We start from the raw sequence: 25466 nt of genomic DNA, 5'->3' as shown, positions 1-25466 counted from the left end.
AAATTTGCAATAACGTTACACAACAAGGCCGGAGCAGATGCTCCGGCCTTTTCATTACTGCATCAACCGGGCCCACCATAGCCGCAGTTGAATGCCCGGGCCGCTGGTCCAGCCGGTGGTGCTGGATACCACCTTCCCTTTGGAAACGACCAGCAGAGTGGGCGTCACCCCCACCTGCCAGGCGGCGGCCAGCCGTCCGGCGCTGTCGTTAACCACCGGCATGGACAGACGGCGGCGCGCCAGCCAACGTTCCAGGCTGGCATCATCGCCGGAGCGCAGTGCGATGGTGAGCACGTTATCCCCGTCCTTAACCCGCTGTTCGATGCCCGGCGTAGTATGACGACAGATACTGCACCAGGTGGCCCAGATATAGACCAGCAGCGGTTTGTCCTGACTAAGCGCCGCCAGATCCACCCCCTTTCCATCCAGGGTATGCAACGGCTGGCTCAACTGCTGGCCGGAAACCGTCGGTGAACGCAGGGTATCCACTACCAGCACTACCGCAACCGTTAACGCCAGCATCACCAGCAGTTCCCGCAGGCGGCGGCGCCATTTAGCCGCCACGAGCTTTCGCCAGTTGCTCCTTCACCAGCGCCTCCAGATCTTCCCGGGGAACGGCCCCAGAAAGCATGGTATCCCCGACCAGGGTTGCCGGCGTACCCTGTACCCCCAGCGCTTCGGCCAGTTTCAGGTTAGTACGCAGCGTATCTTCACTCTGCTTATCCGGTTCAACCGCCATGGCGCCGGACTTCTGGAAAGCGGTACGAATACTGGCATCATCATGGTAGCCCTTTTTCGCCATCAGCTTCTGATGCAGCGCCCAGAAGTGCTGAGGATCCTTACGCCATACCGTCAGCGCTTCCCGGGCCGAGGTGATTGAGCTTTCCCCCCGGAACGGAATCAGCTTAATAATCAGCCGGACTTGCGGATTATTTTTCACAATGCGATCCAGTTCCGGATCGAAGCGTTTGCAATACGGGCAGTTATAGTCGGTAAAGGTTACCAGGGTCAGCAGCGGCTTTTCTGCTCCCATCGATGGGCTGGCGTCATCGTGGTAGAGCGCCTCCTTTTGGGATGAGAGCACTGATTGAATGCGATCCTGGCTGCCTTTCTGCTGCCAGGCATCCAGCGACTGGCCCAGAATATCCGGCTCGGACACCATGGTTTCACGCACCAGCGCTTTAATGCGCGCTTCCTGCTCGGGCGTAAACGGGGCGGCCACACTCAGCGGCGCCAGACAAAAAAGCAGAATAAAGCTAAGCACTCTCATGGTTGTTTTCCTTTGGATTCAGACAGGGCATTGAGAACATCTTCACGGCTCAGCAATGCAGGCAGGATTTTTCCCTGCGGCAGGCCCGGGCCGTAAACCTGGTTAAAGGGAACCGCAACGCTGCCGCGGCGGTTAAGGAAGGCGGTAATCTCAGCGGACGGACGACTCCAGTCGCCGCGCAGAGCCACGACATCCGGCGCCCTCAGAGCCTCCTGGGTCTCGTCGCGCAGCAGCACATTGTATTTATTGGCTTTACAGGTCACGCACCAATCGGCGGTGACATCCACAAACACCCGCTTATTGTCGGCCAGCGCCTGACGGATGGCCTGTTCGCTAAGCGGCTGCCAGTTCACTTCATCACGCAGCGGACGCTTTTCGCTGGTCAGGGAAGCACCGAACAGCACGCCCCCCACCAGAAGTACCGCTATGCTGGCGCTGATAACGGCAGTACGCCAGCCGTAACGCCGGGCTATCGCCGCCAGCAGAAGCACCAACAGGGTAATACCCAGGCCAAACGCGGCACCTCGCCCAATGTGCAGAGCCAGCAAGCTCAGCAACCACAGGGCCGAGCCCAGCATCATCAGCCCCAGCACGGTACGCAGCACGTTCATCCAGCGTCCGGGACGCGGCAGCCGCAGCGCCAGCGTTGGCCAGGCGGCAATCAACAGCCACGGCAGGCTCATACCTATGCCCAGCGCCAGGAAGATGCCCCACAGCACCGGCAGCGGCGCCGCCAGCGCCAGGGCCAGCGCAGTTCCCAGAAACGGCGCGGTACAGGGGGTGGCCAACAGCGTGGCGAAGACCCCCTGCCAGAAGTGACCCGCCGTGCCGTTTCCGCCCCAGGTGGCAAGCCGGGTGGTGGCTCCTGAAGAGAGACGTAGCTCAAACAACCCAAACAGACTGGCGCTGAACAGCGCCATCACCAGCGCCATGCCGCCAATAAACCACGGGCTCTGGAACTGGACGCCCCAGCCCAGCGCCTGATTGCCCAGCCGCAGCAGCGTCATCATCAGAGCCAGTGCCAGAAAGGAGACCACGATCCCGGCGGCAGAAGCGATAAACTGACGCCGCACCTGGCGTTGGCTCTGACCCTGGGCCTGCAGTACGCTACCAAGCTTCATCCCCAGCACCGGTAGCACGCAGGGCATCAGATTGAGAATAAAGCCCCCCAGCAGCGCCGCCAGAATCCCCTGCCATAGTCCAACGCCCGAACCAGACGCCGTCTGACCTGCTTCGCCCACCGTTAACTGGCTCTGCTGAGCCATATCACCATCGGCCAGCACCAGCGAAAGATGCTGACCCCGCAGATCCGGCGCCTCATCACCCCAGCTATCGCTGACCGGCACCGTCGCCGTTAACCGTGAGCCCTCGACCCGATAATCCGGCTCGCCAAATGAGGCATCGTCCGGGTTATCAAGAAACAGTTCGGGCTGATGCCAGCCGCCGTCGCGGGTTGCCGTTACCACCAGTTCTCCCGAACGATATCCGGCGCTCAGGGTCCGGGTCAGTCCCTGATCCGGCGGAACCTGCCCCAGCGCCCGGGCATAGTCATGGGCAAACTGCGGCCCGGCCGGACTGGTGAGATCCAACTGGAACGGGTAGTCGGTAAGAATGCAGACATTGCTACAGGTAGAGAGCGTCAGTACGCCGGAAAGCCTGCCCGGCAGGCGGCCCTGTAGTTCGATGGGAAGCGTGACGTCGCCTTTATACCCCTGGGTGGTAATACCGGCCACATCAAAACGATGCGGTGTCGGCCACTGCCAGCGCGCGTTAATACCGTCGCTGTTCCAGCGGATCGAGGGCGCTACCCCCCCTTCCCCTGGCGATCGCCAGTAGGTTTTCCAGCCCTTCTCCAGCTTGATATCAAGCAGCAGATTGACACGATTTTCCCCCTGTGGGGCCCCGGTGCGCAGTCGTACGCTGGCATGCTGGTTGTCCGGCGCGCGCAGCCAACCGCTGTCCGCCGCCCAGCTTGCAGGCAGCCACAGCCATAACAGGCAGAGCAACGCTCGCCTGAATAAAACAGACATAGATTTTCTCCGTAACTAAGTCATTAACCTGAAAAAAAAGACAGGCGCTGACTCATTCACGGAATACGCATAATCGCAGATGGACTCTGAGAGAGGGAGGGGAAGCCGCAGGCGGCGGTGCAAGGCGTAAACGCCGTAACGGACGCGGCGCCAGCAGGACCAGCAGCAACGCCAGCGCCAGAACCACGCCGTCGAACAGTACCGGCGGCGCCGCCAGCAGGGATTTCGCGCTAAGTTCACAGGGGGAGACTGGCGCTTCATCGGACGCGTTAGCATCCTCGCCATAAGCGATGGCCGCAGGCTGAGCGACAAGCGCCAGCGCATGCAGGCCCGCCACGCGCTGCGCGATGCACACCAGCATCACGACGCATACCAGACCCAGAAACCAGCCAGCCATTCGCTGCCGTTTGACCATGACACCCCCAGTGATTAGTGAGGCTTATCTTAGCCAGACGGAGCTATTTCGCAATGATTGTGCTGTAAAGAATTGTTGGAAAGGAAACGACGACCACGGTGGCCGCCGTCACTGTGGTATCAACACTCGCCTTTGCCGGCATCCTCTTTTTCATGTTCATGGCAGCGGCAGCCGCCCTTGCCGCCTCCCGGCCCGCAGATATCTACCAGCTTATCCAGCACGCCCGCCAGGGTGTTCACCGCTTTGATAATCTCTGCTGCGTGATCGCAGATATTGCCGCCAGACTCGATCCCTTCCAGCTTATCCGCCTCTTTTTGCTTATCGGCAATGCTCTGCTCCTGAGGCACCCGGCTGGCGCAGATAGTCTGTTTCAGCACCTGAGTAAAATCCGCTACGCCTCGGGTGTAGATATAGTCTTCTCCGCCGGTACGCAGCGCCAGGCGCCGATACTCCTTAATCATCGCTTCTTCATCAGCCGGAGTGGGATAGGGATCGCTGGCATAGGGCGTCCCCAGATAGGTATGCACTTTCACCTTGTTTTGAACCGCGGTGGCGATGGCGCTGGTACAGGCCTGGATGCGCTCAGGATTCAGCACCATGTCGCCCCCTTCCATGCTCTCGTCGCCCAGCACAAACAGGTTACGTTCGGCTCCCGGTCGCCAGTCGTAGTAGCGACTGACGTCCTCTACGGCCCTGGCCACATCTTCTTGCGCACCAGCGCGTTCCACCGAGTCCAGGATACGCCCCTTCAGGGTACCGCCATCCACGCCGATACCGGTCAGATACTGGCGTACCGTCTCATTAAAATCGCTATTGTCAAAGGTGCCCTCAATACCGAGGAATTTCACTCGCAGGTCGGAAGGGCACGCGCTTTTAGCCTCTTCCACGGCAGCATTCAGCGCCTGGCTTAATGCTTCGGCTTCATCCGACATCGACAGGCTGGTATCGATCACTATCACTAAATCAACAGGCTGGGTCGCGGTACTGGATGTGCTCATCGTTGCGTTTTCTCCATGCAGGGATATCAGAACAGACGATCAAAAATATAAATATTATTAATAGAAAACATAAACAGAACACATGATGGCAGGCAAGAAAAAAATCGCCACAGTCGTCACAAAAAGGAGTAAACATCGTTCTGGGAAAATAACCACTTCATTAATGTTATTTAATTTAATAAATCATAAACCAACATAAAGAAATTCCTAATCAAAATCACAAAAACCATCCAATAACAACAAGATACAAAATAAATACAATATTCATAATGACAATAAAACACCGAACACCCGGAGATAATCTATGCTTCTTGCAGTCCTGTGCCATTATTACTTACACGCTGCCATCACTTTTTTTCTTATAAAAATGGTATTGGCATTAACCTTTGGAATTATGGGTGATAATTTTAAAGGACTCAACAAAAGCACCAAAAGATAAACATTCATGAACATTAAAATGCTCAACGTCCACGGCGGTTCTCACTCTTTTTCACAGCCGCCAATGGTTATATTAAGGAGGCATAAATGACAGCATCCCCCGTCTGGTCCGGCGATATCGCAGCCAAAAATCCCGCAGGCAGCAGTACGGGCATCATCCTGAAGAAGGGAGAACCCGTCACCATCACCGCCAGCGGCTGGATTAAGCGCGGCAAAGAAGCTCACACGCTGGCTGGCCCGCAAGGCGTGGCGGGGAAAAACGACGATAAAGTCGCGCTTAGAGGCAAGATTGGCGATGTTATCTTCGATGTGGGTAACGGTATCGTCAATTTTCCAGCCCCTGCTGAGGGTGAACTGATCCTTTTTGTTCAGGATGGCGCCAAATTTTATGGCGATAACAGCGGCAGTTTTCAGGCCCAGGTTTATCCGGGCTGCCAGGAAAGCAGAGAACAGCCCTCCGACGAGCAAAATTCACAACAGAGCCCGCCGCCGCTGGCCGGAGATCTGATTCATAGTGGGGAGGACATCTGTGCCCGGGCGCCGGAAATCATCAATACGGTCAATATGCTGGCCAACACCTTAAAGAAGCTGCTGGAAAACTGTGGCCCCGTCCATACCGGCTGTCAGTGCCAGGAATCCCGGCCCGCACCGTCCCCAGAACCAAAACCCGAGCCAAAGCCTGAGCCAAAACCTGAACCAAAGCCTGAGCCAAAGCCTGAGCCAAAGCCTGAGTCAAAGCCTGAGCCAAAACAGCCCAAATATACCGAGGCCGACGAACTGTTCGCCATCGCCATTGATGGCGGCGCCAATGACGGCGCAGATATCTTTAGTCACGATCCCCAGACGGGCGAAGTGATTAAAAAGGTGGTGGATAATAACCGCAACGTGGGCCAGAGCAACGCCCTGACCACCGACGGCTGGTCCTACTATTTCTGGTCTAATCAGCGTCAGGCGTATCGGGAAAAGGACGGCAAGCGCGAACAGATTAAAGGACTTTCCGGCAGAAAGATCGACGGTATGGCATTTCGTAAAGACAACACCGGCTTTATGTTCACAGACTCAGAAAATAAGGTTTTCTATTACCAGCACGATCCCAATTCCACCGCCACCATGAAACGCAGTGACAGCAACAGCCTGCGGGTCAGCCCGGCGCCGGGCGAAACGGTGGTGCCGTTTGGGAAAACTAACGATAAGCTGGTGACGGATATCGCCTTTGATGCCCAAAACCGCGCTTACCTGATTGGTTTCCAGGGCAATTTGTGGGTGATTGACGATACCTCCTCCACCGCTGGCTGGCAGTCCCGCTTTCTGTTCCGTTTTGAACAAATTGCCAGCGGCCACGAAATGCAGTTTACCGGCATGACGTTCGACTCCCAGGGATATGTTTACCTGTGCGGGCGCCTGGTGAAGGGGCGCAGCTCACGGCGTTTCATCGCCAAAGGGCGCCTGGAGGATAAAGGCAAGCTGACGATGCTTTATGAAGGTGGCGCGGGTGGCTACGCCAATATCACCACCCGCGCCTTCCCGGATATTCCGGCAAGCGCTATTCAATAACCTGCAGGGCAGGGCTTTAAGCCCTGCCCCTCATGCTCAATCAGTTAAGAATACAGCGGATTTGCTGATGGAAAGCCGGGCCACGCATCACATTTAACTTATTCATGGCATTGCTTTTATAGAAGTAGACCTGTCTGACATTACAGCCCAATAGTCGGGCGATCTGTTTGGTTTTCAGGTTCCAGGCATAGCCCCGCAGCACGCTGGCTTCTTCGCTGGTCAGGCAGGCGTTTTTCCCGGCATCAACGGAGATATTCAGATGATAATTGGTGCCCGCACTGGAGATTCTGCTGGTAATGATACGCCACAGTACTTCCAGATCTCCCAGAGAAATGCTCTTATTAAACATCCCATCCACGCTGGACACCTTCAGAAATCCAACCGAGGACGAATAAATATAAACCCGAGCCCGATGGTAGCGTTTTTTAATCGCCTGAATATCCTGCTCCACATTGACCATAAAGTTACGGGTGTTAAGCGGATCGTAAATAACTGCATCGTAATCACTGTCACTACAACATAAGTCTGCGACTTCCATAAATCCGTGGAAGCGAACATTCATAGATTCCACCGGCTCCCTGCTGACCAGGGTCTCAAGGCCGATCAGTGTAAACTCACAGGCATCGACAACAGCAATATTCATTTCCTTTTTGGTTCCCATAACGAACCTCCTTATATCGACCATCCTGCATCATGCAGATAGATAATACGCTGCCCGGTTATGGACAGTTTTCCTTGCAGCTAAATAGCAACCTCTGCTCCCCTATCGAAGGAGTCAGTCTTTTCCTAATTTAGGAGTTATCAATGAGGCAAATTCCTAACAAAAGATAAGCTCCAGGCACTTGCAAGTAAATAGATACCGACACAATTACTAAACATAAAATAAAAATATTGGGCTAATATCTTAAGTAATGAAGTTAACCCATAATGAATATCTTGCTTAGTGTTTTATCCTGAATTTTAATAATTATAAGACTTTTAATATCAAAGAGTGGTCAATATATCGTATTAAATGTCAATGAAACGTTGTTTATGCGCAACAAAAGATGTGCATTTGCAATGTTTTCGGGTATCGCTTGCCAAAATAGCCAGGATTTTTACTGCAGCACCGCGTTTATCCTGGGGAATAAGACTGCGCCACGACTTGAGGCACCAGAGCAATTCCCATATCATTCATCCATTCAATGACGATGTAATAAAACAAAATGGACAAATCCCCAGGCAACACCAGGATAGCCGTATTTTATCGGGATAATATTTTCAGGAAGATGATTTATCGGTTCTTTGAAGACAGTTTCCATTACCCTCAGGAGTCCATTCTTTTTAGCGACAATATTGATGCGTTACTTGCAACGCTTTCGACTAACCCGCCAGGCATCCTTATTAGCGAATTCAGTTTTCTGTTTGGGCATAAAGCCTTTAACCGATTCATAAACGGCGATATCGTTCGCTGCTGTAAAGCCTGCGATGTACGGCGCGTCATTATTGTTACCGATGCCAGTCCATGGCTGATTCAACATATTATCGACATGCAATTTAGCGCCACTTTAAGTCTGTATGACAGTAGCACTGAACTACATAAAGCAATAATACATCTTCAACAAGCCAAACCCAGCGCGCCTTTTATTTCCTCTTATCTGAAGGCGCGTATGCGCAGCGCTGGCAGGCAACGCTTTCCGCTCTCGCCTGGCGAACGGGAAGTTCTGCATATGATGGCCCAGGGCTTTACGCTGAATGAAATCGCCCAAATCAAACACCGGGCGGTCAGCACAATCGCCACACAAAAGCATAATGCGATGAAAAAGCTGGGGGTTACCAGCAATAGCGAGTTGATGAAATACCTGTTACTGATGGAAAACGCCAGATAGAGACGGGGCAGGCTCCCTGCCCGGCCCCATTACGGATAGATAATATTGAGGGTAGCGGAAGTGTTAATTTTCCCCTGAGTCACACTTTGCGGCGCATAGGGATAGTAGTAGACAGCCATAGGAATGGTAAAGTTTTCGCTCAACGCACCGCCCGCCGCGACGCTAAAGATGGCCGTAGCGCTACCGCGGCTGGTGGTGGAGGTCGAGAAAGTCACCGGTATCTCCCCCGCTTCGCGTTTCACCACCCGCAGCCCTACGCCTTTGGCTGCATCGCTGCTGTTATCCACCAACACGGAACTGTCGCCGGACAGCAGATTATTGCTCGACAGAAACATCTCGATAGCCCGGTCAGAGGTATTATTCTGCGCCAGCGACTCACAGCGCATATTCAGGGTAAAAGGCGTCAGTCCCGGCTGACTGGAAGCGGTCACCTGACTGATGCCCAGGGTCGGCAGCGTCACGGTAAGCCCGGCGTTATCGAACGCGCAGGTGGTCAGCTTCGGCGCATACTTCACGATCATCGGCTGGCCGAACATATCACGGTTGTCATAGGGCCAGTTAAAACCGTTAAACAGCCACTGGAGGATCTTACCAATCTGGTTAATCGGCCACATGATGATTTCCCAGAGTGACAATCCGCTCATATCGCTGACGAACATAACATCGTTCAGGGTGGCGGTATCTCCGGTCAGAGCCGTCCCCGCCTTACTCACCAGAGTGAAACGTACGGTAAAACTGGTGTTCAGTTCCGAAGCGCTATGGCTGCCCCCCTTAGACAGGGTGGCATTGGGGTGTTCATCGGTAATTTCGGCGCGAACATTATATTTATTATTGCTGAATCCCAGCACGGTGGCGTAGCTACTGTCCGTTGAGAGAATCGGCGTATAAGCGAATACGCTGTTGCCGGTTGAACAGTTAAAGCTTCCGGAATATTGAGTGCTGAAGGTTCCCGTCCACTCCGGCGTCGCCGGACTCAACTTATCGGAGAGATCGACATTAATCGGCGCGGCGTACTGGATGCTCCCACTGGCGCAGGTGGCGTAGCTGGATGCGCTAAAGCCCGCCAGCAGCACTAAAATCAATACTCTTATCATGATGCTATCCCGTTTTTACTGGCAGTAAGAAGCCGCGTTGCTCAGCCCATACTGCGGATGATTAATCACGCAGCCGCCGTTGCGTAGCCGGATATTAAGCCGGGTCGGTTGTGCGTCCGCCCGGATATAGAGCGTGCTGGCCTGGCCCACAAATCCCACTGAATCGCCGCGTTCGTTAAAGACCTCGCTGCCGAACGGCAGAGGCTTGCCATCCGGTGCGGTGGCGCGCAATTCCCAGGCGCTGCGGCTATCCGTCTCAAAGCGCAGATAGTTCACCGCGCCGTCGTAAGGCACGCTGTTGGCCATATTGCCCAGAATCTCCGCACCGCTGCTGTTATCGGTTTTGGTCAATGTCACCGAATTCTTACGGTATGGCGTGGCGTAAGGCACCAGCGCCAGACCGTCGCTATTGGTCACGATGCTTTCATCACCGTTGACCATCAGACCGCGGGCCTTCGGCGCTTCGACGATCGTCATGGTGCTGCCGATCTCATTCGACGTCAGCAAATGCCAGGGAATTGCCACCAGGCTGCCGCGACTGCTCAGGCCGCTCTGGCGATAATCGGAAGACTCGCTGTAAGAGGCCCCCAGCGTGGAGAAGCTGGCGCGGTATGCGGTATTGACACTCGCCATATTGCCGCCGCCGCGCTGATTACTGCCGGAAAGCGAATAGCTAAGGCGGTTAGAGGCCAAAGCGTTACCGCTCAGCGTGATATTACTCTGTTCGTAGTGCGAATCGGTGGCCGTCAGGCTGGTCGTCAGCCAGGCGTTGTTGTCGAACATCGAAAACGGCAGGTTGAGCGAAACATAAAAACGCGTCTCTTCGTCGCGATCGCTGTTTCTGACGCGGCTTGCAGATAGGGTATAGCTGGCGCGCCCCAGCCCGTTGGAGTAGCCCAGTTGATATTCGCGACTGCTCTGGCTGGTAGTCCAGTAATCACGCTGGGTGCCGGAAAAGAAGACGGTTCCCCAGCCGTCGGTCAGACGTTGGTTCAGGTTAAGCGTAAAGGTGTTCTTCGGGCGGGCAGCGCGTAGCGCATCCCAGGCGTTAAGATCCAACGCAGGCGCTTCGCCAAACCGATCGCGATAATCGTCGTACTGTTTACGCAAACGCTGGTAGCCTTCCCGCGAGTAGAGCGCATCGCTGAAGGTATAGTAGCCTTTAGTGGAATAGCGCCAGGCCGCCAGCGTAAAGTTAGTGGACGTGGTATCCACGAATTTACTGTAAGCAATGCGGAAACTCTGACCGCTGTCACTGTGGTCCTGAAGCTGAGTGCGGGCGTGAGTCACATCCACAGAAATCGCACCAACGGGCAGGTTCCAGCCCGCCCCCAGCAACCCGGCCTGGTAGTTATCGCTAACGATGGTGCCCACATAACCGGTCACCAGGTTATTAAAGCCATAGCGCAGCGTGCCCTGAACAAAGGCGGGATCGTCATCGATAGTGGTTTGATGCACCTTACCGGCCATCACGCTATATTCGCTCACCCCCTCTTTCAGCATGCCGGGCACCGCCGAGAATGGAACGGTAAAAGACTGTTCGGAACCATCCGCTTCACGTACCACCACCAGCAGGTCCCCCGCCGATCCGGTAGGCTGAATATTATCCAGCGTGAACTGCCCGGGAGGCACGTTTTCCTGATAAATGGTATTGCCGTTCTGGATCACTTTTACCAGGGCATTAGTACGGGCAACACCGCGTACGATCGGCGAAAAGCCCTGCTGGGAGTCAGGGCGCATCTTCATGTCGGTAGAGAGCGCCACGCCGCGTATGCGCAGTGAGTCGAACAGATCTCCGGGGGTATAGAAGTCGCCAATGGTCAGATTGGATTTAATCGCGGCGACAGGACGGCGCAGATAGCGGGTATTGTTCTGCCATTCACCGCCCTGCCCCGAGGTTTTACGCCACGAACTACTGTCGCGAAACTGCCAGCCGAACAGATTAGCGCCGGATTCCAGCCCCGCGTAGAAGTCGTCATCGCTCTCTTTATTTCCGGTTTTAGCTCGAGTGTTGTAGTAAGTCAGGTTATAAGAGAGCATGAGCGCAGGCAGCCCTTCATCCCAGAACTGCGGTGCCACATAGCCTGCCTCCATGTGCGAAACGTACGCCTGGGGTACGGTCAGGCGAATACTCAGGGTACTGGCTTCCACATCCACTTTGCCGCCCTGCACCAGATCGTGCAGCGTAATCTGCCGCTGCGGATTTTTGGCGTCGGCAAACTTAGCGGTTTCAATCCCCAACAGCGAAGCGTCTTTCCAGGCCAGCCGGATATCATCGCGCTTTTCACCGAAAATCACGGCATAGCGCCCCTTCCAGTTGCTGTTAACGTAGATATCCATCTCCTGGGTACCTGCGGGCATATCGTTATTCTCATAAAAGCGCGATAGATCGGATTCCCCTGACATACCCGCCAACAGACTGGTATCGAAGGTTACCGCGCCGGATTTCTGCGAAAGCAGCAGCGAACAAACGGCCAGCAGGCAGAGTCTGTTGTGTTTCCATTCCATGACGAGCTATTCCAGTCAGCGGGCCACAAAAGATTTGGATTTATATGCGCCTAAGTCATCGACGTACTTCACCTGTATGGTCTGCCCTTTTGCGATCGCTCGCTTCGCACTAGCTCTGGCCTGGCTGAAGGGATTAACCATCACGGCATCGTTCAGGAGCAGTTCTTTCCCTGAAGTAGCAATATTGGCGACGGTGATATGGAACGGGCTGTTATTCACCAGCTGGACTTCCCGACCTTCGGACCGTATCTCCATCTTCGTCAACGCATCATCCAGCGAACCTCTTAGCGACGACGGACGATAAAACAACTTGATGCGCGACTTAATCGCCAGCTGTACGGTATTCTGATTTTTCAGGTTTTCCGGTACCGGCGGAATATCCAGAACATTCAGATAAAAAACCGATTCACGGTCGTCTGGCAGCGCCGCTGGCAGCTTTTTAATACGCAGTTGCTGACCATTATGGCCGGACACTTTCACCACCGGCGGCGAAAGTAAAAAAGGTACTCGTGCGGTTTCTGGCGTAGAGTTAATGTCTCCGTCATCGATCCATGACTGAACCAGCGAAGGATCGTCACCGTTATTCACCAGTTGTACAATCACTTCTTTACTTTTTTCCGGATAAATAACCCGGGTACCATTAATCACAATATTTGCCCATGACGAACCCGTCGCCAGTAATAATGCGAGCAGATAAATGAACTTTTTCATGACACAACCCTATAACCGGGTCCATGGCCGGACCCGGATATTATTACAGATAGGAGATGGTGTAGGTAACGTTAGAGCTTAACTCGCCCACTTTGGCGGCTTCAGCATTGGTTTTATAGTAATAAACATCCAGCGTAAGGGTTTCAGAATCCGGTGCGCTCTTATTCCCCAGAATATCGGTAACAAACGGCTGATCCAGCGGAATCGGAGTGGACGATCCCGGCTTCGCCAACGAGAAACCAACATTACGCGCCACGCTGGCATCGCTTTCATTAACAGAATTATTCAGCAGATACTTTCCATCGGTGGAAATATTATCAGCAGACGAGAAATAGACCTTCAATTTCTGGCCTTCCGTTGCTGCTGCAGGAGAACAACCGGAAAACGTCATCGAAAAAGATTTTTTATTTTTGATGATAGGACCTACCGTCGTTCCGGCATCCGTCACGGAAATCGGAGACAACGCGACGGTAAAATCTGCGCTTTTACCACCGTTAATCGTACAGGTCGTATCAGTAATCGCACCGCTAAAGTTAATAACGCCACCCGCGGCATTATCGGCGGCCAGAGCATTGCCAGAAAGCAGAGCCGCGGCCAGTACAGTGAGAGAGGCGAATTGTTTCACCATAACAAACTCCATTAACTATATATAACAAATGACATATTTTCCCTGAAGGATGCCATTAACATTACGGCTGTTCCCTCAGACCTACAGAATAATTGATTGAATAACTTTACTACGTTTAACTGATGGCCTTGCTGTTAACCGCGTTCGTGTCTCCTTTTGCGCCATAATGCGTACAATGCACATCACTCAAAAGTCGGGATAACTAACCAATTTCATATGATTAACATTCAGCATGCAGCTCAAACAAAGAGTTTTAACCAATGACTCAGACAAATCTCTCAGAGGATTCACTGGTCAACGGCACCATAATGCCGCAAAAAAGCACACAACAAAACATTATTCTGAATAAATCAAAATTTAAAGATTATAATCTTATTATATTTGACTTTTAAGAAATTTAATCTTTTGGCGGATTTTGTATCCAGCCTGTTTAATGTTTTAATAAATTATTTGCAATGGAATTTTCTATTGCAACAAATTTAATAACTTTACTCCTCTTGACCCGCAATTATATAGAATCGATACTGCCTACTCTTAATGTGGGTTCTTATAAAGTTAAGACGGAAACTATGAAGTATCTTATTGATCTAAAAATGCTTTATGAAGTTGACACCGGTATTATTATGATCCATGGTGAAGAAGAGTCTTCATTGCGTTTATCTAATCAGGCATCACGCCTGCTGTATGAACTGATCATTAATAATGGCCGTATTCTGGAGCGCGATTACTTAATCAAAAAAGTGTGGGAGGATCATGGCTTCTCAGGCTCTTCTGTGAGTCTTAATGTTGCAATAAGCGAAATTCGTAAGGCATTCCGTAATCTTGGTCGCGATCCTGGTCTCATTAAGACCGTGCGCGGCAAGGGATTCAGCCTTGCCGCGCATATTGAGCATCATACTATTCGTCCTCCGGTCTCCCAGCCGTCGACAGAATCACCAGCGCCACTTCTGTCGGAAACAAGCGACAAGATTTATCCTAATAAAGAAAAAGGCATCGTCTTGTTACCCGTAATGTTGCTGGTCATTCTTATCGTCACCACCTGTGCATTTCTGTTAATCGATTGGAAAGTACAAGCATTTGATCGACTAGATATCTCTGATATTCACATGGTAGGCAAAGAGCATCAGTGTACAATCTACCTGGTTGATAAGAATATGTATGAGCCCGCCTCATTTTATCTGAAGCGGATCAAGCAGGAACTGCACAACTGGAGCGTCGACTGCGACAGCCAGCCTGCCGATGTTTACTTTTCACAATTTAATAAATCACAGTACCAGAACTATTTTATCGGCGTCTGCTACACTCCGCAGGATGCGGAGAAATACAGCAACTGTCTTTCTCTTAAGACGCTAACAGGAAGTTAAGCCATGTTAAAAAAATACATTATTATCAGCACCATGATGACATTTATCGTTCTGATCGCCGGGATAATTGCGCTCTATACTCGCAGCGAACAGGGTCAGGATTTTCGCTGTCAGTCCGATGTCAGCATCCGTAAAATCCGCTCGAACGGCGATATCAACGAACTCAAGGTATCCACCTTTTTTTTATTCAATAATCCTCATCTGATCACAGTTATCCACAAGGGAATACTCAAAAGCGCCGATCGCATCTGGATCATCGATAGAAACCTCCAGGTCAAGGTGGATAAGCTCAAAGGCAGCAATATCTACTATATTGCCGATAAAAAGATGGCCAAGACGCCGGACGACACCGCACCGCCCAATATCGTCAGCGAGATGATGCTGGACAGCGTAAACTATTTCTATATGTCCAGGATAAAGGAGAATGCATTACTGATTCAGGGCTTTGTACTGCCGGTGATGATGTGTGTGGACATAGAGAGCGAATAACCGGCCTTTTCCGACGGCACTACAGTGTAGCCATTCACTTATAAGACTCTCGCTTAGCCATTACAATTTTTATTCTTTGCCATCTGGTAAGGGATTGATTTACCTGCACCCAATGCGCTCCGAAAAATCAAGAAATATCCCCCCTGATATTTCGGGGTGCTGTATTTTCCGCACTAATTAATAAAACCATAAAAAACCGCCAATTAAATCAAAACAAATTTCACTAGTTTCAGAGCATCCTCAGATTTTTACTTTCACGATAATAACGAGATGAAATTTTCCTCATTGCCTTGATTGTTTCTGGCTGCCTATACTCCGCCCGGAAAAGGGCAGCGCCTTTTTCTCAACAACTGGACTCATTTTTTAAGGACTAATTAAATGAAAAAATTGAACGCTATCGTTCTGGGATCTCTGCTGTCTGCTTCCGCCATTAGCGTTGCAAATGCTGCCGAAGCAACTGCGACCGCGACCTGGCAGGCATCGGCAACTAAAGATAGTGATTCTGAGCTGGTCGTAACCCCGACTCGCGCCCTGAAGTTCATCTACAGCGCTAATACTCAGGCTTTTAACACCGATACCGGCCTGTTTGACGTTGTGATTCGTGGCGATCACTCCACCGCCACCAGCTTCAAGCTGGAAGCGATGGTTGACGACACTGACAACACGCTGTTCAGCGTTGGCGGCACCCCCACCAAACTGAAAGTGGGCGCACGCTGGGGCGGCAACGATCTGGGTTCTAAAACCGGGTCTATCAGCAATGGTTCAACCGACTGGACCACGCTGGTTGATTCCGCCAAACTCTCCGGCCCTCTGGCTTCCCTGGCCTCCAGCGCAGGCGCCACAGCGGGTACTGAAGTTACCGCTCAGAGCAGTTTTGACTTCTTCGTTGATTCTGCTGAAGACAACGCCGGTACGGCCGTGGAGTTCAAAGATCTGACTAACAGCCTGTGGGAAGGCAAAGTCTCTGTCGACTTCCGTGCCACCTGGAGCTAAGACCTAAAACATGTACAGGGGTGCAAGCCCCTGTTTAGGGAAATATCATGTTTATCCTGAAAACGATCGCCGCTTCATTATGCCTGGTCACCGCTTCCGCGCTGGCCGTTAACGTGGGTTCAGTGACCACTATTATTCCCGATAATGCCGAATCCATTAGTAAAGAGATTAAAAATGAGTCCGACGCCGCACGTGTTATCTCTATTAGCGTGCAGCGCATCAGCAGTCCAATGGACGAAGGTGTAGTTATCCAGCCTGAATCGCCGGACGAAATTCTGTTAACACCAACCAGAATGATCATGCCCGCCAACGCCAGCAATATTGTGAAGTTTTATTATCACGGCAAGAAAGACGGCCTGGAGCGCTACTACCGCATTACTTTTGTCGATGAAGGAATTACCGAAGATCAAAATGCCGATGCCGACAAAAGCGGACAAGGCATGACCCGCGCAGTGGTCAGCACCATTCTGGTCGCTCAGCCGCGTAATAAGAATATCGACTTCGATTATCGCGACGGAAAAATTTTTAATAAAGGCAACGCCGCCTTACGCGTTAACGCTACCGGAAAATGCCTGCAACGTACCCCGGAAAACCCAAAGAACCAGTGCGTGCAGAACTTTTATGTCATGCCGGAAACGTCTCGCGACATCAAACTGATTGACGTAAACGATAAAGATTTCCATCTGGGCCTCTGGGATTTAAAACATTTTATTCCGGTGAAATAGGAATAACTGCCACCACCGGTCATCGTAGGTACCGCCAGCCTCAGAATACCGCCTGCTCTACGCAGGCGACGGCCTGGGCAGGACCTGAGCCCGGACGGGCTTCGCTTTCAATCGCGAATAAGTAAGGATACATGGTGAATAACAAATTCGTGTTGCCTGTGATAATCGCCTGCGCGTTGGGGCCATTATCCGCATCGGCACAGCCCTCTTACGGCTCAAAGGTCATCGGTAATTATCGCTTTCCGGATACGCTCTATAGCCTGATGGAAGAAGGGATCAAAATTCCCGTTTACCTGATTAATAACGATACGGTAAACGAAAAGGAGAAGGCTGCTGGCAACCGCTATGTGCGCATTGGCACCGTCACACTTTTTGTCGATGGCAACAAACTCGGCCTGCGGGAAGTGGAAGTTCAGGAGTCCGACAACGGTATCCGACTCTCTAAAGAGATGCGTACCCTGCTGCAGAGCATTGATAACAAGAAATTTAACGACCAGATGCAGATCCCGGTGAAGCCGGGCACCGCATTTCAGTTGGATCAGAAAAAAATGCGCCTGCTGCTGACGCTTTCCCAGGACGACTACGGGGTTCAGCTGCGTCCGCGCGAAGTGGATATCGACGCACCGGAATCCGACGATCTGAGCGGCACCTTTACCTATAATCTGGGCGCCTACCACACCCGCAGCGGCTACGGCAGCAACTGGACTTCCGGCTACCTTAATGCCCGTAGTTGGACATCTATGGGCGCCAGCCACCTGTTGATCGACGGTTCCGGCTATGTGAATAAAGACAGCCACGAGACCCAAATGAACGCCATCATGCTGGAGCGGGATTACCAGGGCATGCGCTACGCGGCCGGTTTGCTCAGCGGTTGGGCTATGCAGTCGGTCGCCAGCGTCAGCGGCATCTCTGGTGGCGAAGTTTACGGCGTTTCCGTCGGCAATCAGGCCAACTCGCGCAAGCGCGACAACACTCTGTCGCTGACCCCCATCGTGCTCTACTTCCCAAGTTCAGGCGAAGCGCGCATTCGCCGCGACGGGCAGCTCATCGGCATTCAGCGTTTCGACGTAGGTAACCACGAACTCGACACCAGCCAGCTCCCCTACGGGATCTACACCGTTGAGATAGAGGTGGTCAACGGCGGCCGCACCGTGTCCCGCAATATTTATACGGTTAATAAGCCCTTTTCCAACAATATTTCCCAGAGTCTGCGCTGGCAGCTATGGGGCGGGGTCTATAACCGCGATAAAGCGATCATCAACGTGGAAAAATACCGTAAGCACAAAAAAAGCGACGATAATACCTACTACTATGATTACGACACCCACCACAAGGACACCATGTCACTGGTGGGCGCCTCGTTCGGTAAACGCAGCGGCATGCTGGACTGGAGCGCATCGACCTACATGATGCGCGAGCAGATGGTCGGAGAATTCTGGGGATCGCTGAACCTCAGCAGCTATCTGTCAGTGAACTCCCAGAGTATGGCGGCATCGGACGGCACCTGGCGCGCCAACTACGGCGCGAACATACGCCTGCCGTGGAATATCGGTTCGGTCTGGTATACCCACGAAAAGCTCTCCAGCGGCCGTTTCCTGGATCTCTATGAAAACAACGGCAATACCTGGGGCGCTACCTTTAACCTACCCTCTGTCGGCTTGCCGTCGGCGGGCAACCTGAGCCTGACGCGCCAGGAAGATAAGGCCTACCACTACAAACGCTACCAGGTGGACTTCTCGCAGGGAATCTATGCCGGACGCTACGGCTCGGCACGTCTACGGCTCGGCCTTTCCCGCTATGAGTATCTGAACGATGAAGAGAAAGACCGCTATGTGATGCTGGATTTCTCAATCCCTATCGGCAATACCGTCTCGGTGGGCGTGACCCATAACCGCGACAGCGGCACCGCCCTGAACGTTAACGCCAGCCGTCAGTTCGACGGTGACTACCTGAAGTCGGTCTCCGCCAACGTCGCCAAAGCGTTCAGCAATAATGAAGGACAGCGCGATATCAGCGGTGGCGGCAGCGTCAACTTCGACACCCCATGGAACAGCAACATTCTCAGCGTACAAAGCGGCACCAGTAAAGGCTGGAACGCCACCCTGACCAGTAGTGGCAGCCTCGGCTGGTCGAAAGAGGCCTTCGCCGTCGGCCGCGGCACTGAAAGCGCTGGCGTAATCGTCGACACTGGCCTGCAGGGCGACGACGCGCTGACGCTTAAGCTCAACGGGCGCAAAGAGAAGCTGAAAGGCGGTAAAACCTGGGTATCACTGCCGGCCTATCAGAACTACGACCTGGAAGTCATGAACAGCGAAACCGGTACCGAAAGCTACGATATCGGCAGCAACGCCCGGCGCCATATTACGGTTTATCCGGGCAACACTGTGGTGATGAAGCCGAACGTGAAGAAGATCGTCACGCTGTTCGGCCGCCTGGTGGACGAACATGGCCAACCGATCGGTGCCACTCAGATCAAAAACCACGTCGGTATTACCCGCACCGAACAGGATGGGCGCTTCGTGATCGACGTCGACAAGAATAACCCGATCCTGAGCATCGCCACGCCGGACGATAGCCTGTGCGAACTCCGGCTTGATATTGAGTCCAACCGCGGCGCGCTGTGGCTTGGGGATATTACCTGCGATAAAGGCAACTACGTATGGCAGGAAACTAACGGGATGATGGAACGCGACAATGAAAAAGCTATTCGCTCTTAATTTGCTGCTGCTGGCCGCCGCCGCTCAGGCGGACATGCAGCTCAACTATATCGCCATAAAAAACCCGGACCATACCGGCAGTAGCAACACGGCGGCGCTGTTCAATCTGGACAGCTCCTCAGCGGCCTTTTTACATGGCTCCTTTGAATGGCCGACGCTCAGTAACAAGGTCAATAACGGCGTTATCACTTATATCCCGGATAACCTGTTTTCCGGCCCGGCGGGCAGCCCGTTAACCATTAATTTCTCAGTCAGCGGCTCCAGCGCCAGCCCGTTCTTTAAAGGAACGGCCTGCACCACCTGTAAAGGTTCCGGCGTCACGGCGCTGAACAAATATTCTGACGCCTCCATGGTGGTGCAGCCACCAGTCCTGGAACCTGCCGCTGCATACGGACGCTGGGTGCTGGGCGACGGCTTCTTTAACTATCTGCAGGACGCCGCACCGGGCAACGAGGTGATTATCTCCTCCACCCCGCAGGCCAACAGCGTCACCGGCAACAAAACCACCACCAACACGCTGCATAAACTGGGGAATATCTCCCTGACCAACAATCGCGCGCTGAATCTGGGCATCGACCCCATCAGCGGCGAAATCACCATTGTGGATAGCGCCACCGGCGAATCCTGTACCAAATACACCCGAAATACGATTTCCGGGGTGCTGTGCAAACTGATGGAGTACACCTGGGACGGCGAAGATATCAGCGGTTATAGCCCCGGTCTGTCGCTGGTCAACGCCAATATCAACCCGATACTGGAATCGCATATGACCGGTAATACCGGGCTGGCAGCCGAGATGACCTTTGATGAGAAGCTCTGGTTCGGCCTTTCAGGGGGAAGCCTGAACGGCGCCAATGATTTTGCGAAGAGTTTCTTAACTGCGCCGCTATCCAGCGGCGGCAAGGCCTATCTGAAGATCTTTCTACCGCGGGATCTGATCCTGAGCATCGCCCAGAAGGGGGACGGCGAAAATATTGGTAATATCGTTAGCCTGTGCCTTAACCCGGCCCAGAGCACTGTCGCCGCCGACTTCTGTTTCCAGCCCGGGGGCAAGATGAGCATCCAGCCTATCGAGCCCGGACTTGAGATCCGCCCCGATAACCCGGACTACGCGCTGGATCCCAATGGTTTCGGCGGTTCGGGCAGCGGCGTTATCGGCGAAGGCCCGATTGAGATCCCTTACACTATTACCTATAGCGGCGCCCAGAGCGATGTCGCGGTAGCGGTAAACGTCAAAGTCACCGGCCCCACCCGCAGTCTGGACGGCGCCGACTACTGCGCCTTTAGCGGCAACGGCTTTACCGTGCCGATTCCCGGCAACATGCTGGTCGGCAAGAGCCGGACGCTGATGGCTCATAACTGTAAGGGCGAAGAGATCGCCATTCCGGCGCCGGCCACCCACGGCGAAGAGTGGGATAAGGTTAACTCCGGGGTGACCGATGTCTGGCTATGGAAAACACCGCTGGTTTTACAGTTTGTTATGGATAATCCGGTTTCCCAATTAACCTATGAAGGAAATAGCTGGTTTGGTGAAGTCACTGCTCAGGGAAGAATTGACGTTAGCGCATCCTGGGAATAATTCATGAAGATGAAAAAAATCCTGGCATTTGTTGCAATAAATCTCTTCATTTCCACCAGCGCAAATGCTTTAATTATCGACTCACTGAATATCGATTTTTTACCAGAAAAAAAAGTTCACTTTCAGTTAATAAAAAACAATAGCGAACAACGTAAGAATTATACGCTATCGATGGTGCAAGTCGATGTTCCAAGAGAAAAGGGCCATGAAACCGAAATCGAATCCGGGGAACTGCTCTACTCCCCGAAACAGTTAACCCTGGGGCCGGGAGAAAGTGCCGGATTTAAGTTTTATTACACCGGCCCACAGGATGACAAAGAGCGTTACTACCGGGTTAAGTTTATTGAAACGCCGCTCCAGGCCCACCAGGTGATCTCGAAGGGGAGGCGCATCCAGACCGACATTACCGTGTCGCTGGAAGCGATATTAATCGTCCGCCCCTGGAAGCGATACTTTCAATATACATTTGCCAACGGTGTGATAAGAAATACTGGAAACACCTATTTTAAATATGCTTCCTCTCGGGGATGCAGCAATCAATACAATGATTCAAAATATATCCCCCCGGGGGAAAGTTTAAACATTGACAATAAGGACCAGGTCGCCAGAAGAATGATCGTATATGGTAAGAAGATCATATCGCTAACGACCTGTTCGTAATACCACTTTCCTTTATATAAGGAAATTCGTCTTTAGTATGCATTAGCATTTCTAAAGAATTCACTCAATCAGGAGAAATAAAAATGAAAGCTATTTCATTCGTTGAAGCTAAGGAAATCATCGGCGGCGCGGCTAACCCGTTCTACGCTCTGGTGAAAGGCGCCCAACTGGGCTATGAAACTGGTGCCGGCATTATGGGTATGGTCGGCGGCGTTGTCGGCGGTATCCTGGGCGGCGCAATGGGTTTCCTGGGTGGCCTGGTCGGCAGTTACGATCCGGCTTAATTCACTCTCTGGACAATAAGGAATAATAAACAATGAACGTTATTAGTATTAAAAAAGCGAAAGAAATTATCGGTGGTTGGGATCCGTTTGCCGCTGCGATGCAGGGCGCCAGCGCCGGTTATGCCGCTGGCAGCCAGCTGCTGGGGCCGCTGGGCGGCACCATCGGCGGCGTATTCGGCCTGGTCGGCGGCTTCATCGGCGGCTTCCTGAGCGCTTAATGAGGTTTACCTGATAACAATGTGGCCCGCCTTAGGGCCACATTTTATTTTCAATGTCACGGAGCAGTATGTTTTCGCTTTTTCAGCACAGGAAACCGGGTAAAACGCCCCTGATTCGCCAACACGAATTTACCGAATGCGGCCTGGCCTGCGTCGCCATGGTCATGGGCCACTATGAACACCACGTCTCCATCAGTCAGTTACGCCGGGAACTCAGCGTCTCCGCCGAGGCCGGTACCTCCATGGCCGAACTGCTGCAACTGGCCGAAGGCAAAGGTATGGATGGACGAGTGTTGCAGGGCGATGTCAAAGAGCTGCAAAACGCGCAACTGCCCCTGATCGCCTTCTGGCGCGGCAACCACTTTGTGGTGATAGTCAAAGCCGACAGCCGCGCGATTACCATACACGATCCCGCCTGCGGCGCGCGCCGCTACAGTTACCGTGAAGCGGCGAAGCTGTTTTCCGGCTTTGTGCTGGAACTCAAACCCAGGCCCGAATTTAAAAAGAGAGATCCTGACGATCAATTAACGCTGGGCGCGCTCGGCCAAAAAACCGCAGGGCTATTCCAGCGCCAGGTGCTGCTGTTCGCGCTGTCGATCTTTACCCTGATTACCATGCTGGCGAGCCCCTCTTACGTCCAGCTGATTATGGACGAGGCCATCTCACGCAGCGACAGCGATCTGGTGATTCTGCTGACTGCGATCTTCGCCATCGTCTTTATCTTCGAAGTCATCGGCCGGTTCCTGAAGCAACTGCTGGAGATCTTTATGCGTAACATCGCCTATGACGATCTCAGCCAGTCGATCCGCGGCTATATGCTGCGTACCCAGGCCCACTGGTTTCAGTCCCGCCCGCCGGGCATTGTACTGGCGATAGAAAAATCGCTGCACGCCTGCGCCGACTTTATCAGTAATGGCTACGTCCAACTGATCTACTCCGGGCTTATCGCCCTGACCAGCCTGATCTTTATGCTGTTCTACAACGTAGAGATCGCCCTGCTGACGCTGCTGATGATGGGCGTGTTCTTTATCATCCGCTTCTCGCTTATTGGCCCTTACCAGCGGGCGGTGGACGACTCCATCGAGCGTACAGCCCAGTATGAATCCCTGCTGGTAGAGACCCAAAAAGGGATCATCACCCTTAAAGCCAATAATATGGAACGCGCCCGCGATGCCGTGATGGATAAGTCGATGCGCGAACATATCGCAGCCCTGATGCGCAAAGAGCGGCTGCTGGCCCGCTTCGATGTCGCCTCGCTGTTGGTGATTAACGCCGAGCAGCTACTGGTGGTCTGTCTGGGGGCCTGGCTGATTCTTGAAGGCCAGATGAGCATCGGTATGCTCTATGCCTATATCAGCTACAAACGCTATTTTTCCGATGCCATGGTGCAGGTCGCCCAAAAACTGCTGGATAAAAATGCCCTGAAAGGGCCGCTGGATCGCGTGGGCGATCTGCTCTTTTCCCCCACCGAAGCCAGTCAGTTCGGCAAAACGCTGGTCACGTCGCCGGTCAGTATCCATTTCGACAACGTCTCGTTCGCCTGGCCAGGCCACGACAATCTGCTGCATAACATCACGATGACCATTAACGCCGGCGAGGAGCTGACAATTATCGGCCAGAGCGGCTCCGGTAAAACCACCCTGCTGCGCCTGATCTCCGGCATGCTGCAACCCACTGGCGGAGAGCTGAATATTAATAAGACGCCGATTAACGAATGCGATCTCAGCTCGCTGCGCCAGCATGTGCGTATCGTCCACGCCGACGACATTCTGTTTACCGGCTCCATTCTGGAAAACATCGCCTGCTTCGACAGTAATCCCGACCGGGAACGGGTGATCGAGGCCTGTCAGATGGCGGAAGTCCACCACGTGATCGAGCGACTTCAGCACGGCTATGACACCGCGCTGGTGCCCGGTAACTCCTTTTTTTCCGCCGGGGAAACCCAGCGCCTGGTGCTGGCCCGCGCCCTGTACGGCCAGCCTAAGCTATTGCTGTGCGACGAGGTTACCGCCAACCTGGATAAAACCACCGCACAGCGGGTGCTGGCTAACCTGCGCTCGCTGGGGATCGGGCTGGTTTTCGTCACCCACTCTCCGGAAGTGATCGACAGTCGCGGACGCTGCTATGTAATGGAGCGTGGCCGCCTGCGCGCCATGGAGGAAACGCCATCGTGATGCTGCTGCCCCGCTTCTACGCCCGACTCTGCGCCCGACGAGCCGAACGCACCCTGACCGGCGAACGGATCGGCCAGAACTACTGCCACTTTATGGACTGCACGCCCGATCGGATGCCGCAGGACTTTCTGCGTCAGACGATTTATGAGCAGAGCGGCTTCGGCTTTATCGAGCAGATTATGCCACCGACCGCCTGGCCCAAAACCCTGCGCGGCGATTTGCGTCAAAGAGTGGCCGCCTTCTGCGAACAGAGCGCGCTATTCAGCCAGCGCCGCACCCTACTGCTGACCCTACAGTGGTCGGGGTTGGGGGTGATGCTGGAAGCCCTGATGGCCGTAGCGCCTCCCGGAATTCGCTTTCGTTTTATCACCCACCATCCGGTGTTGCTCAAGCTGCGGGACGCTTTCCCCGATCGTCGCGCCGCCAGCCCGTTCGCTACCGACGCCAGCCAGATTACCGTGCTACTGGTGGATGAACGCCTGCCAGAAGCACCGCTGTTTCCTGCCCAGACAGGTAAACAGCGTCTGTGGCTCACCGACGTCCCCACCGCGACGCTGGCTCGCCACGGCTACGATATCCGTTCCCTGGTGCCGGAACGTTCCCTGCACGATCCGGACTTTGGCCTGCACAGCTGCCGCTATCCGGCCTCCGACTACCGCCTGGCGGCAACGGAAACCCTGGGGGCCGTGCGTAACATGCCCACGCTGTGGAGCGCCTGGGACTCCCTTTCTGTTCTTTACCATGGATGA

At 53.3% G+C, this 25466-nt stretch carries 23 protein-coding genes; 13 read left to right on the top strand and 10 right to left on the bottom strand.

Going from position 1 to position 25466, the window contains the following annotated elements; genetic code table 11:
- Positions 1–54: 54 nt before the first annotated feature.
- The 5 genes from SCU88_RS03370 to SCU88_RS03350 all read right to left on the bottom strand — a co-directional run bounded on the left by SCU88_RS03370 (position 55) and on the right by SCU88_RS03350 (position 4713).
- The gene (locus SCU88_RS03370; RefSeq protein ID WP_241666584.1) at positions 55–564 is read right to left on the bottom strand and encodes a redoxin domain-containing protein; all 510 of its coding nucleotides are present in this window, start codon (positions 562–564) and stop codon (positions 55–57) included.
- Complete coding sequence (locus SCU88_RS03365) at positions 554–1270, bottom strand: DsbA family protein (RefSeq protein WP_138095616.1); 717 nt, start codon at positions 1268–1270, stop codon at positions 554–556. The genes SCU88_RS03370 and SCU88_RS03365 overlap by 11 nt, the downstream gene beginning before the upstream one ends.
- On the bottom strand, positions 1267–3300 hold the full coding sequence (locus tag SCU88_RS03360) for a protein-disulfide reductase DsbD domain-containing protein (RefSeq protein ID WP_175340390.1): 2034 nt from the start codon (positions 3298–3300) through the stop codon (positions 1267–1269). Before SCU88_RS03360 ends, SCU88_RS03365 begins: the two co-directional genes overlap by 4 nt.
- A gap of 52 nt (positions 3301–3352) precedes the next feature.
- Positions 3353–3715 carry a copper resistance protein gene (locus tag SCU88_RS03355; protein ID WP_175340391.1) on the bottom strand — a complete coding sequence of 121 codons (363 nt, stop codon included), beginning with the start codon at positions 3713–3715 and terminating at the stop codon, positions 3353–3355.
- 119 nt (positions 3716–3834) lie between these two features.
- Positions 3835–4713, bottom strand: a complete 879-nt coding sequence (locus SCU88_RS03350) for a VWA domain-containing protein (protein WP_175340392.1) — start codon at positions 4711–4713, stop codon at positions 3835–3837.
- Between the two features lie 525 nt (positions 4714–5238).
- Here SCU88_RS03350 and SCU88_RS03345 point away from each other — a divergent pair.
- A complete protein-coding gene (locus tag SCU88_RS03345) occupies positions 5239–6705 on the top strand; it encodes a LecA/PA-IL family lectin (RefSeq protein ID WP_175340393.1) in 1467 nt (488 codons plus the stop codon).
- A 40-nt stretch (positions 6706–6745) separates the two neighbouring features.
- On the opposite strand, the gene SCU88_RS03340 is transcribed toward SCU88_RS03345, so the two are convergent.
- Entirely contained in the window at positions 6746–7366 is a 621-nt protein-coding gene (locus SCU88_RS03340) for a LuxR C-terminal-related transcriptional regulator (protein ID WP_175340394.1), read from the bottom strand.
- Positions 7367–7973: 607 nt separating this feature from the next.
- On the opposite strand from SCU88_RS03340, the gene SCU88_RS03335 reads away from it, so the two are divergent.
- Positions 7974–8573 (top strand): LuxR C-terminal-related transcriptional regulator, encoded by a 600-nt coding sequence (locus SCU88_RS03335; RefSeq protein ID WP_175340395.1) that lies wholly within the window; start codon positions 7974–7976, stop codon positions 8571–8573.
- A 29-nt stretch (positions 8574–8602) separates the two neighbouring features.
- On the opposite strand, the gene SCU88_RS03330 is transcribed toward SCU88_RS03335, so the two are convergent.
- The 4 genes from SCU88_RS03330 to SCU88_RS03315 are packed head-to-tail and all read right to left on the bottom strand — an operon-like array spanning position 8603 to position 13514.
- Positions 8603–9667 (bottom strand): fimbrial protein, encoded by a 1065-nt coding sequence (locus SCU88_RS03330; protein WP_175340396.1) that lies wholly within the window; start codon positions 9665–9667, stop codon positions 8603–8605.
- 15 nt (positions 9668–9682) lie between these two features.
- Positions 9683–12175, bottom strand: coding sequence for a fimbria/pilus outer membrane usher protein (locus tag SCU88_RS03325; protein WP_175340397.1), 2493 nt, complete (start codon positions 12173–12175; stop codon positions 9683–9685).
- Between the two features lie 15 nt (positions 12176–12190).
- Positions 12191–12886, bottom strand: coding sequence for a fimbria/pilus periplasmic chaperone (locus tag SCU88_RS03320; RefSeq protein ID WP_175340398.1), 696 nt, complete (start codon positions 12884–12886; stop codon positions 12191–12193).
- A gap of 43 nt (positions 12887–12929) precedes the next feature.
- Entirely contained in the window at positions 12930–13514 is a 585-nt protein-coding gene (locus SCU88_RS03315) for a fimbrial protein (RefSeq protein WP_175340399.1), read from the bottom strand.
- A gap of 569 nt (positions 13515–14083) precedes the next feature.
- Between SCU88_RS03315 and SCU88_RS03310 the strand changes: the two genes are divergently transcribed.
- The 11 genes from SCU88_RS03310 to SCU88_RS03260 all read left to right on the top strand — a co-directional run bounded on the left by SCU88_RS03310 (position 14084) and on the right by SCU88_RS03260 (position 25466).
- On the top strand, positions 14084–14878 hold the full coding sequence (locus SCU88_RS03310) for a winged helix-turn-helix domain-containing protein (protein ID WP_175340400.1): 795 nt from the start codon (positions 14084–14086) through the stop codon (positions 14876–14878).
- Between the two features lie 3 nt (positions 14879–14881).
- Positions 14882–15367 carry a hypothetical protein gene (locus SCU88_RS03305; protein ID WP_175340401.1) on the top strand — a complete coding sequence of 162 codons (486 nt, stop codon included), beginning with the start codon at positions 14882–14884 and terminating at the stop codon, positions 15365–15367.
- 378 nt (positions 15368–15745) lie between these two features.
- Positions 15746–16360 (top strand): common pilus major fimbrillin subunit EcpA, encoded by a 615-nt coding sequence (locus SCU88_RS03300; RefSeq protein ID WP_175340402.1) that lies wholly within the window; start codon positions 15746–15748, stop codon positions 16358–16360.
- Positions 16361–16407: 47 nt separating this feature from the next.
- Entirely contained in the window at positions 16408–17085 is a 678-nt protein-coding gene (locus SCU88_RS03295; RefSeq protein WP_175340403.1) for a pilus assembly protein, read from the top strand.
- Between the two features lie 131 nt (positions 17086–17216).
- Positions 17217–19802 carry a CS1-pili formation C-terminal domain-containing protein gene (locus SCU88_RS03290; RefSeq protein ID WP_175340404.1) on the top strand — a complete coding sequence of 862 codons (2586 nt, stop codon included), beginning with the start codon at positions 17217–17219 and terminating at the stop codon, positions 19800–19802.
- Entirely contained in the window at positions 19780–21381 is a 1602-nt protein-coding gene (locus SCU88_RS03285) for a receptor (protein ID WP_175340405.1), read from the top strand. The genes SCU88_RS03290 and SCU88_RS03285 overlap by 23 nt, the downstream gene beginning before the upstream one ends.
- 3 nt (positions 21382–21384) lie before the next feature.
- Positions 21385–22041, top strand: coding sequence for a hypothetical protein (locus SCU88_RS03280; protein ID WP_431810082.1), 657 nt, complete (start codon positions 21385–21387; stop codon positions 22039–22041).
- 83 nt (positions 22042–22124) lie between these two features.
- Positions 22125–22325: a hypothetical protein gene (locus SCU88_RS03275; RefSeq protein ID WP_138095600.1), complete on the top strand. Its 201-nt coding sequence runs from the start codon at positions 22125–22127 to the stop codon at positions 22323–22325.
- Positions 22326–22357: 32 nt separating this feature from the next.
- The gene (locus SCU88_RS03270; RefSeq protein WP_138095599.1) at positions 22358–22543 is read left to right on the top strand and encodes a hypothetical protein; all 186 of its coding nucleotides are present in this window, start codon (positions 22358–22360) and stop codon (positions 22541–22543) included.
- Positions 22544–22611: 68 nt separating this feature from the next.
- The gene (locus SCU88_RS03265) at positions 22612–24717 is read left to right on the top strand and encodes a cysteine peptidase family C39 domain-containing protein (RefSeq protein ID WP_175340406.1); all 2106 of its coding nucleotides are present in this window, start codon (positions 22612–22614) and stop codon (positions 24715–24717) included.
- On the top strand, positions 24717–25466 hold the full coding sequence (locus SCU88_RS03260) for a hypothetical protein (RefSeq protein WP_431810147.1): 750 nt from the start codon (positions 24717–24719) through the stop codon (positions 25464–25466). Before SCU88_RS03265 ends, SCU88_RS03260 begins: the two co-directional genes overlap by 1 nt.

It is taken from the genome of Jejuibacter sp. L23 (assembly GCF_050815825.1).
Lineage (GTDB): Bacteria > Pseudomonadota > Gammaproteobacteria > Enterobacterales > Enterobacteriaceae > Jejubacter > Jejubacter calystegiae.
This window is presented reverse-complemented; position numbering and strand designations above follow the sequence as displayed.

Coding starts and splice junctions, on each gene's coding strand:
- SCU88_RS03365 (WP_138095616.1), bottom strand. CDS start 1,270: ATGAGAGTGCTTAGCTTTATTCTGCTTTTTTGTCTGGCGCCGCTGAGT.
- SCU88_RS03325 (WP_175340397.1), bottom strand. CDS start 12,175: ATGGAATGGAAACACAACAGACTCTGCCTGCTGGCCGTTTGTTCGCTG.
- SCU88_RS03310 (WP_175340400.1), top strand. CDS start 14,084: ATGAAGTATCTTATTGATCTAAAAATGCTTTATGAAGTTGACACCGGT.
- SCU88_RS03265 (WP_175340406.1), top strand. CDS start 22,612: ATGTTTTCGCTTTTTCAGCACAGGAAACCGGGTAAAACGCCCCTGATT.
- SCU88_RS03320 (WP_175340398.1), bottom strand. CDS start 12,886: ATGAAAAAGTTCATTTATCTGCTCGCATTATTACTGGCGACGGGTTCG.
- SCU88_RS03295 (WP_175340403.1), top strand. CDS start 16,408: ATGTTTATCCTGAAAACGATCGCCGCTTCATTATGCCTGGTCACCGCT.
- SCU88_RS03330 (WP_175340396.1), bottom strand. CDS start 9,667: ATGATAAGAGTATTGATTTTAGTGCTGCTGGCGGGCTTTAGCGCATCC.
- SCU88_RS03360 (WP_175340390.1), bottom strand. CDS start 3,300: ATGTCTGTTTTATTCAGGCGAGCGTTGCTCTGCCTGTTATGGCTGTGG.
- SCU88_RS03260 (WP_431810147.1), top strand. CDS start 24,717: ATGCTGCTGCCCCGCTTCTACGCCCGACTCTGCGCCCGACGAGCCGAA.
- SCU88_RS03275 (WP_138095600.1), top strand. CDS start 22,125: ATGAAAGCTATTTCATTCGTTGAAGCTAAGGAAATCATCGGCGGCGCG.
- SCU88_RS03315 (WP_175340399.1), bottom strand. CDS start 13,514: ATGGTGAAACAATTCGCCTCTCTCACTGTACTGGCCGCGGCTCTGCTT.
- SCU88_RS03335 (WP_175340395.1), top strand. CDS start 7,974: ATGATTTATCGGTTCTTTGAAGACAGTTTCCATTACCCTCAGGAGTCC.
- SCU88_RS03305 (WP_175340401.1), top strand. CDS start 14,882: ATGTTAAAAAAATACATTATTATCAGCACCATGATGACATTTATCGTT.
- SCU88_RS03280 (WP_431810082.1), top strand. CDS start 21,385: ATGAAGATGAAAAAAATCCTGGCATTTGTTGCAATAAATCTCTTCATT.
- SCU88_RS03355 (WP_175340391.1), bottom strand. CDS start 3,715: ATGGTCAAACGGCAGCGAATGGCTGGCTGGTTTCTGGGTCTGGTATGC.
- SCU88_RS03285 (WP_175340405.1), top strand. CDS start 19,780: ATGAAAAAGCTATTCGCTCTTAATTTGCTGCTGCTGGCCGCCGCCGCT.
- SCU88_RS03350 (WP_175340392.1), bottom strand. CDS start 4,713: ATGAGCACATCCAGTACCGCGACCCAGCCTGTTGATTTAGTGATAGTG.
- SCU88_RS03345 (WP_175340393.1), top strand. CDS start 5,239: ATGACAGCATCCCCCGTCTGGTCCGGCGATATCGCAGCCAAAAATCCC.
- SCU88_RS03290 (WP_175340404.1), top strand. CDS start 17,217: ATGGTGAATAACAAATTCGTGTTGCCTGTGATAATCGCCTGCGCGTTG.
- SCU88_RS03340 (WP_175340394.1), bottom strand. CDS start 7,366: ATGGGAACCAAAAAGGAAATGAATATTGCTGTTGTCGATGCCTGTGAG.
- SCU88_RS03270 (WP_138095599.1), top strand. CDS start 22,358: ATGAACGTTATTAGTATTAAAAAAGCGAAAGAAATTATCGGTGGTTGG.
- SCU88_RS03300 (WP_175340402.1), top strand. CDS start 15,746: ATGAAAAAATTGAACGCTATCGTTCTGGGATCTCTGCTGTCTGCTTCC.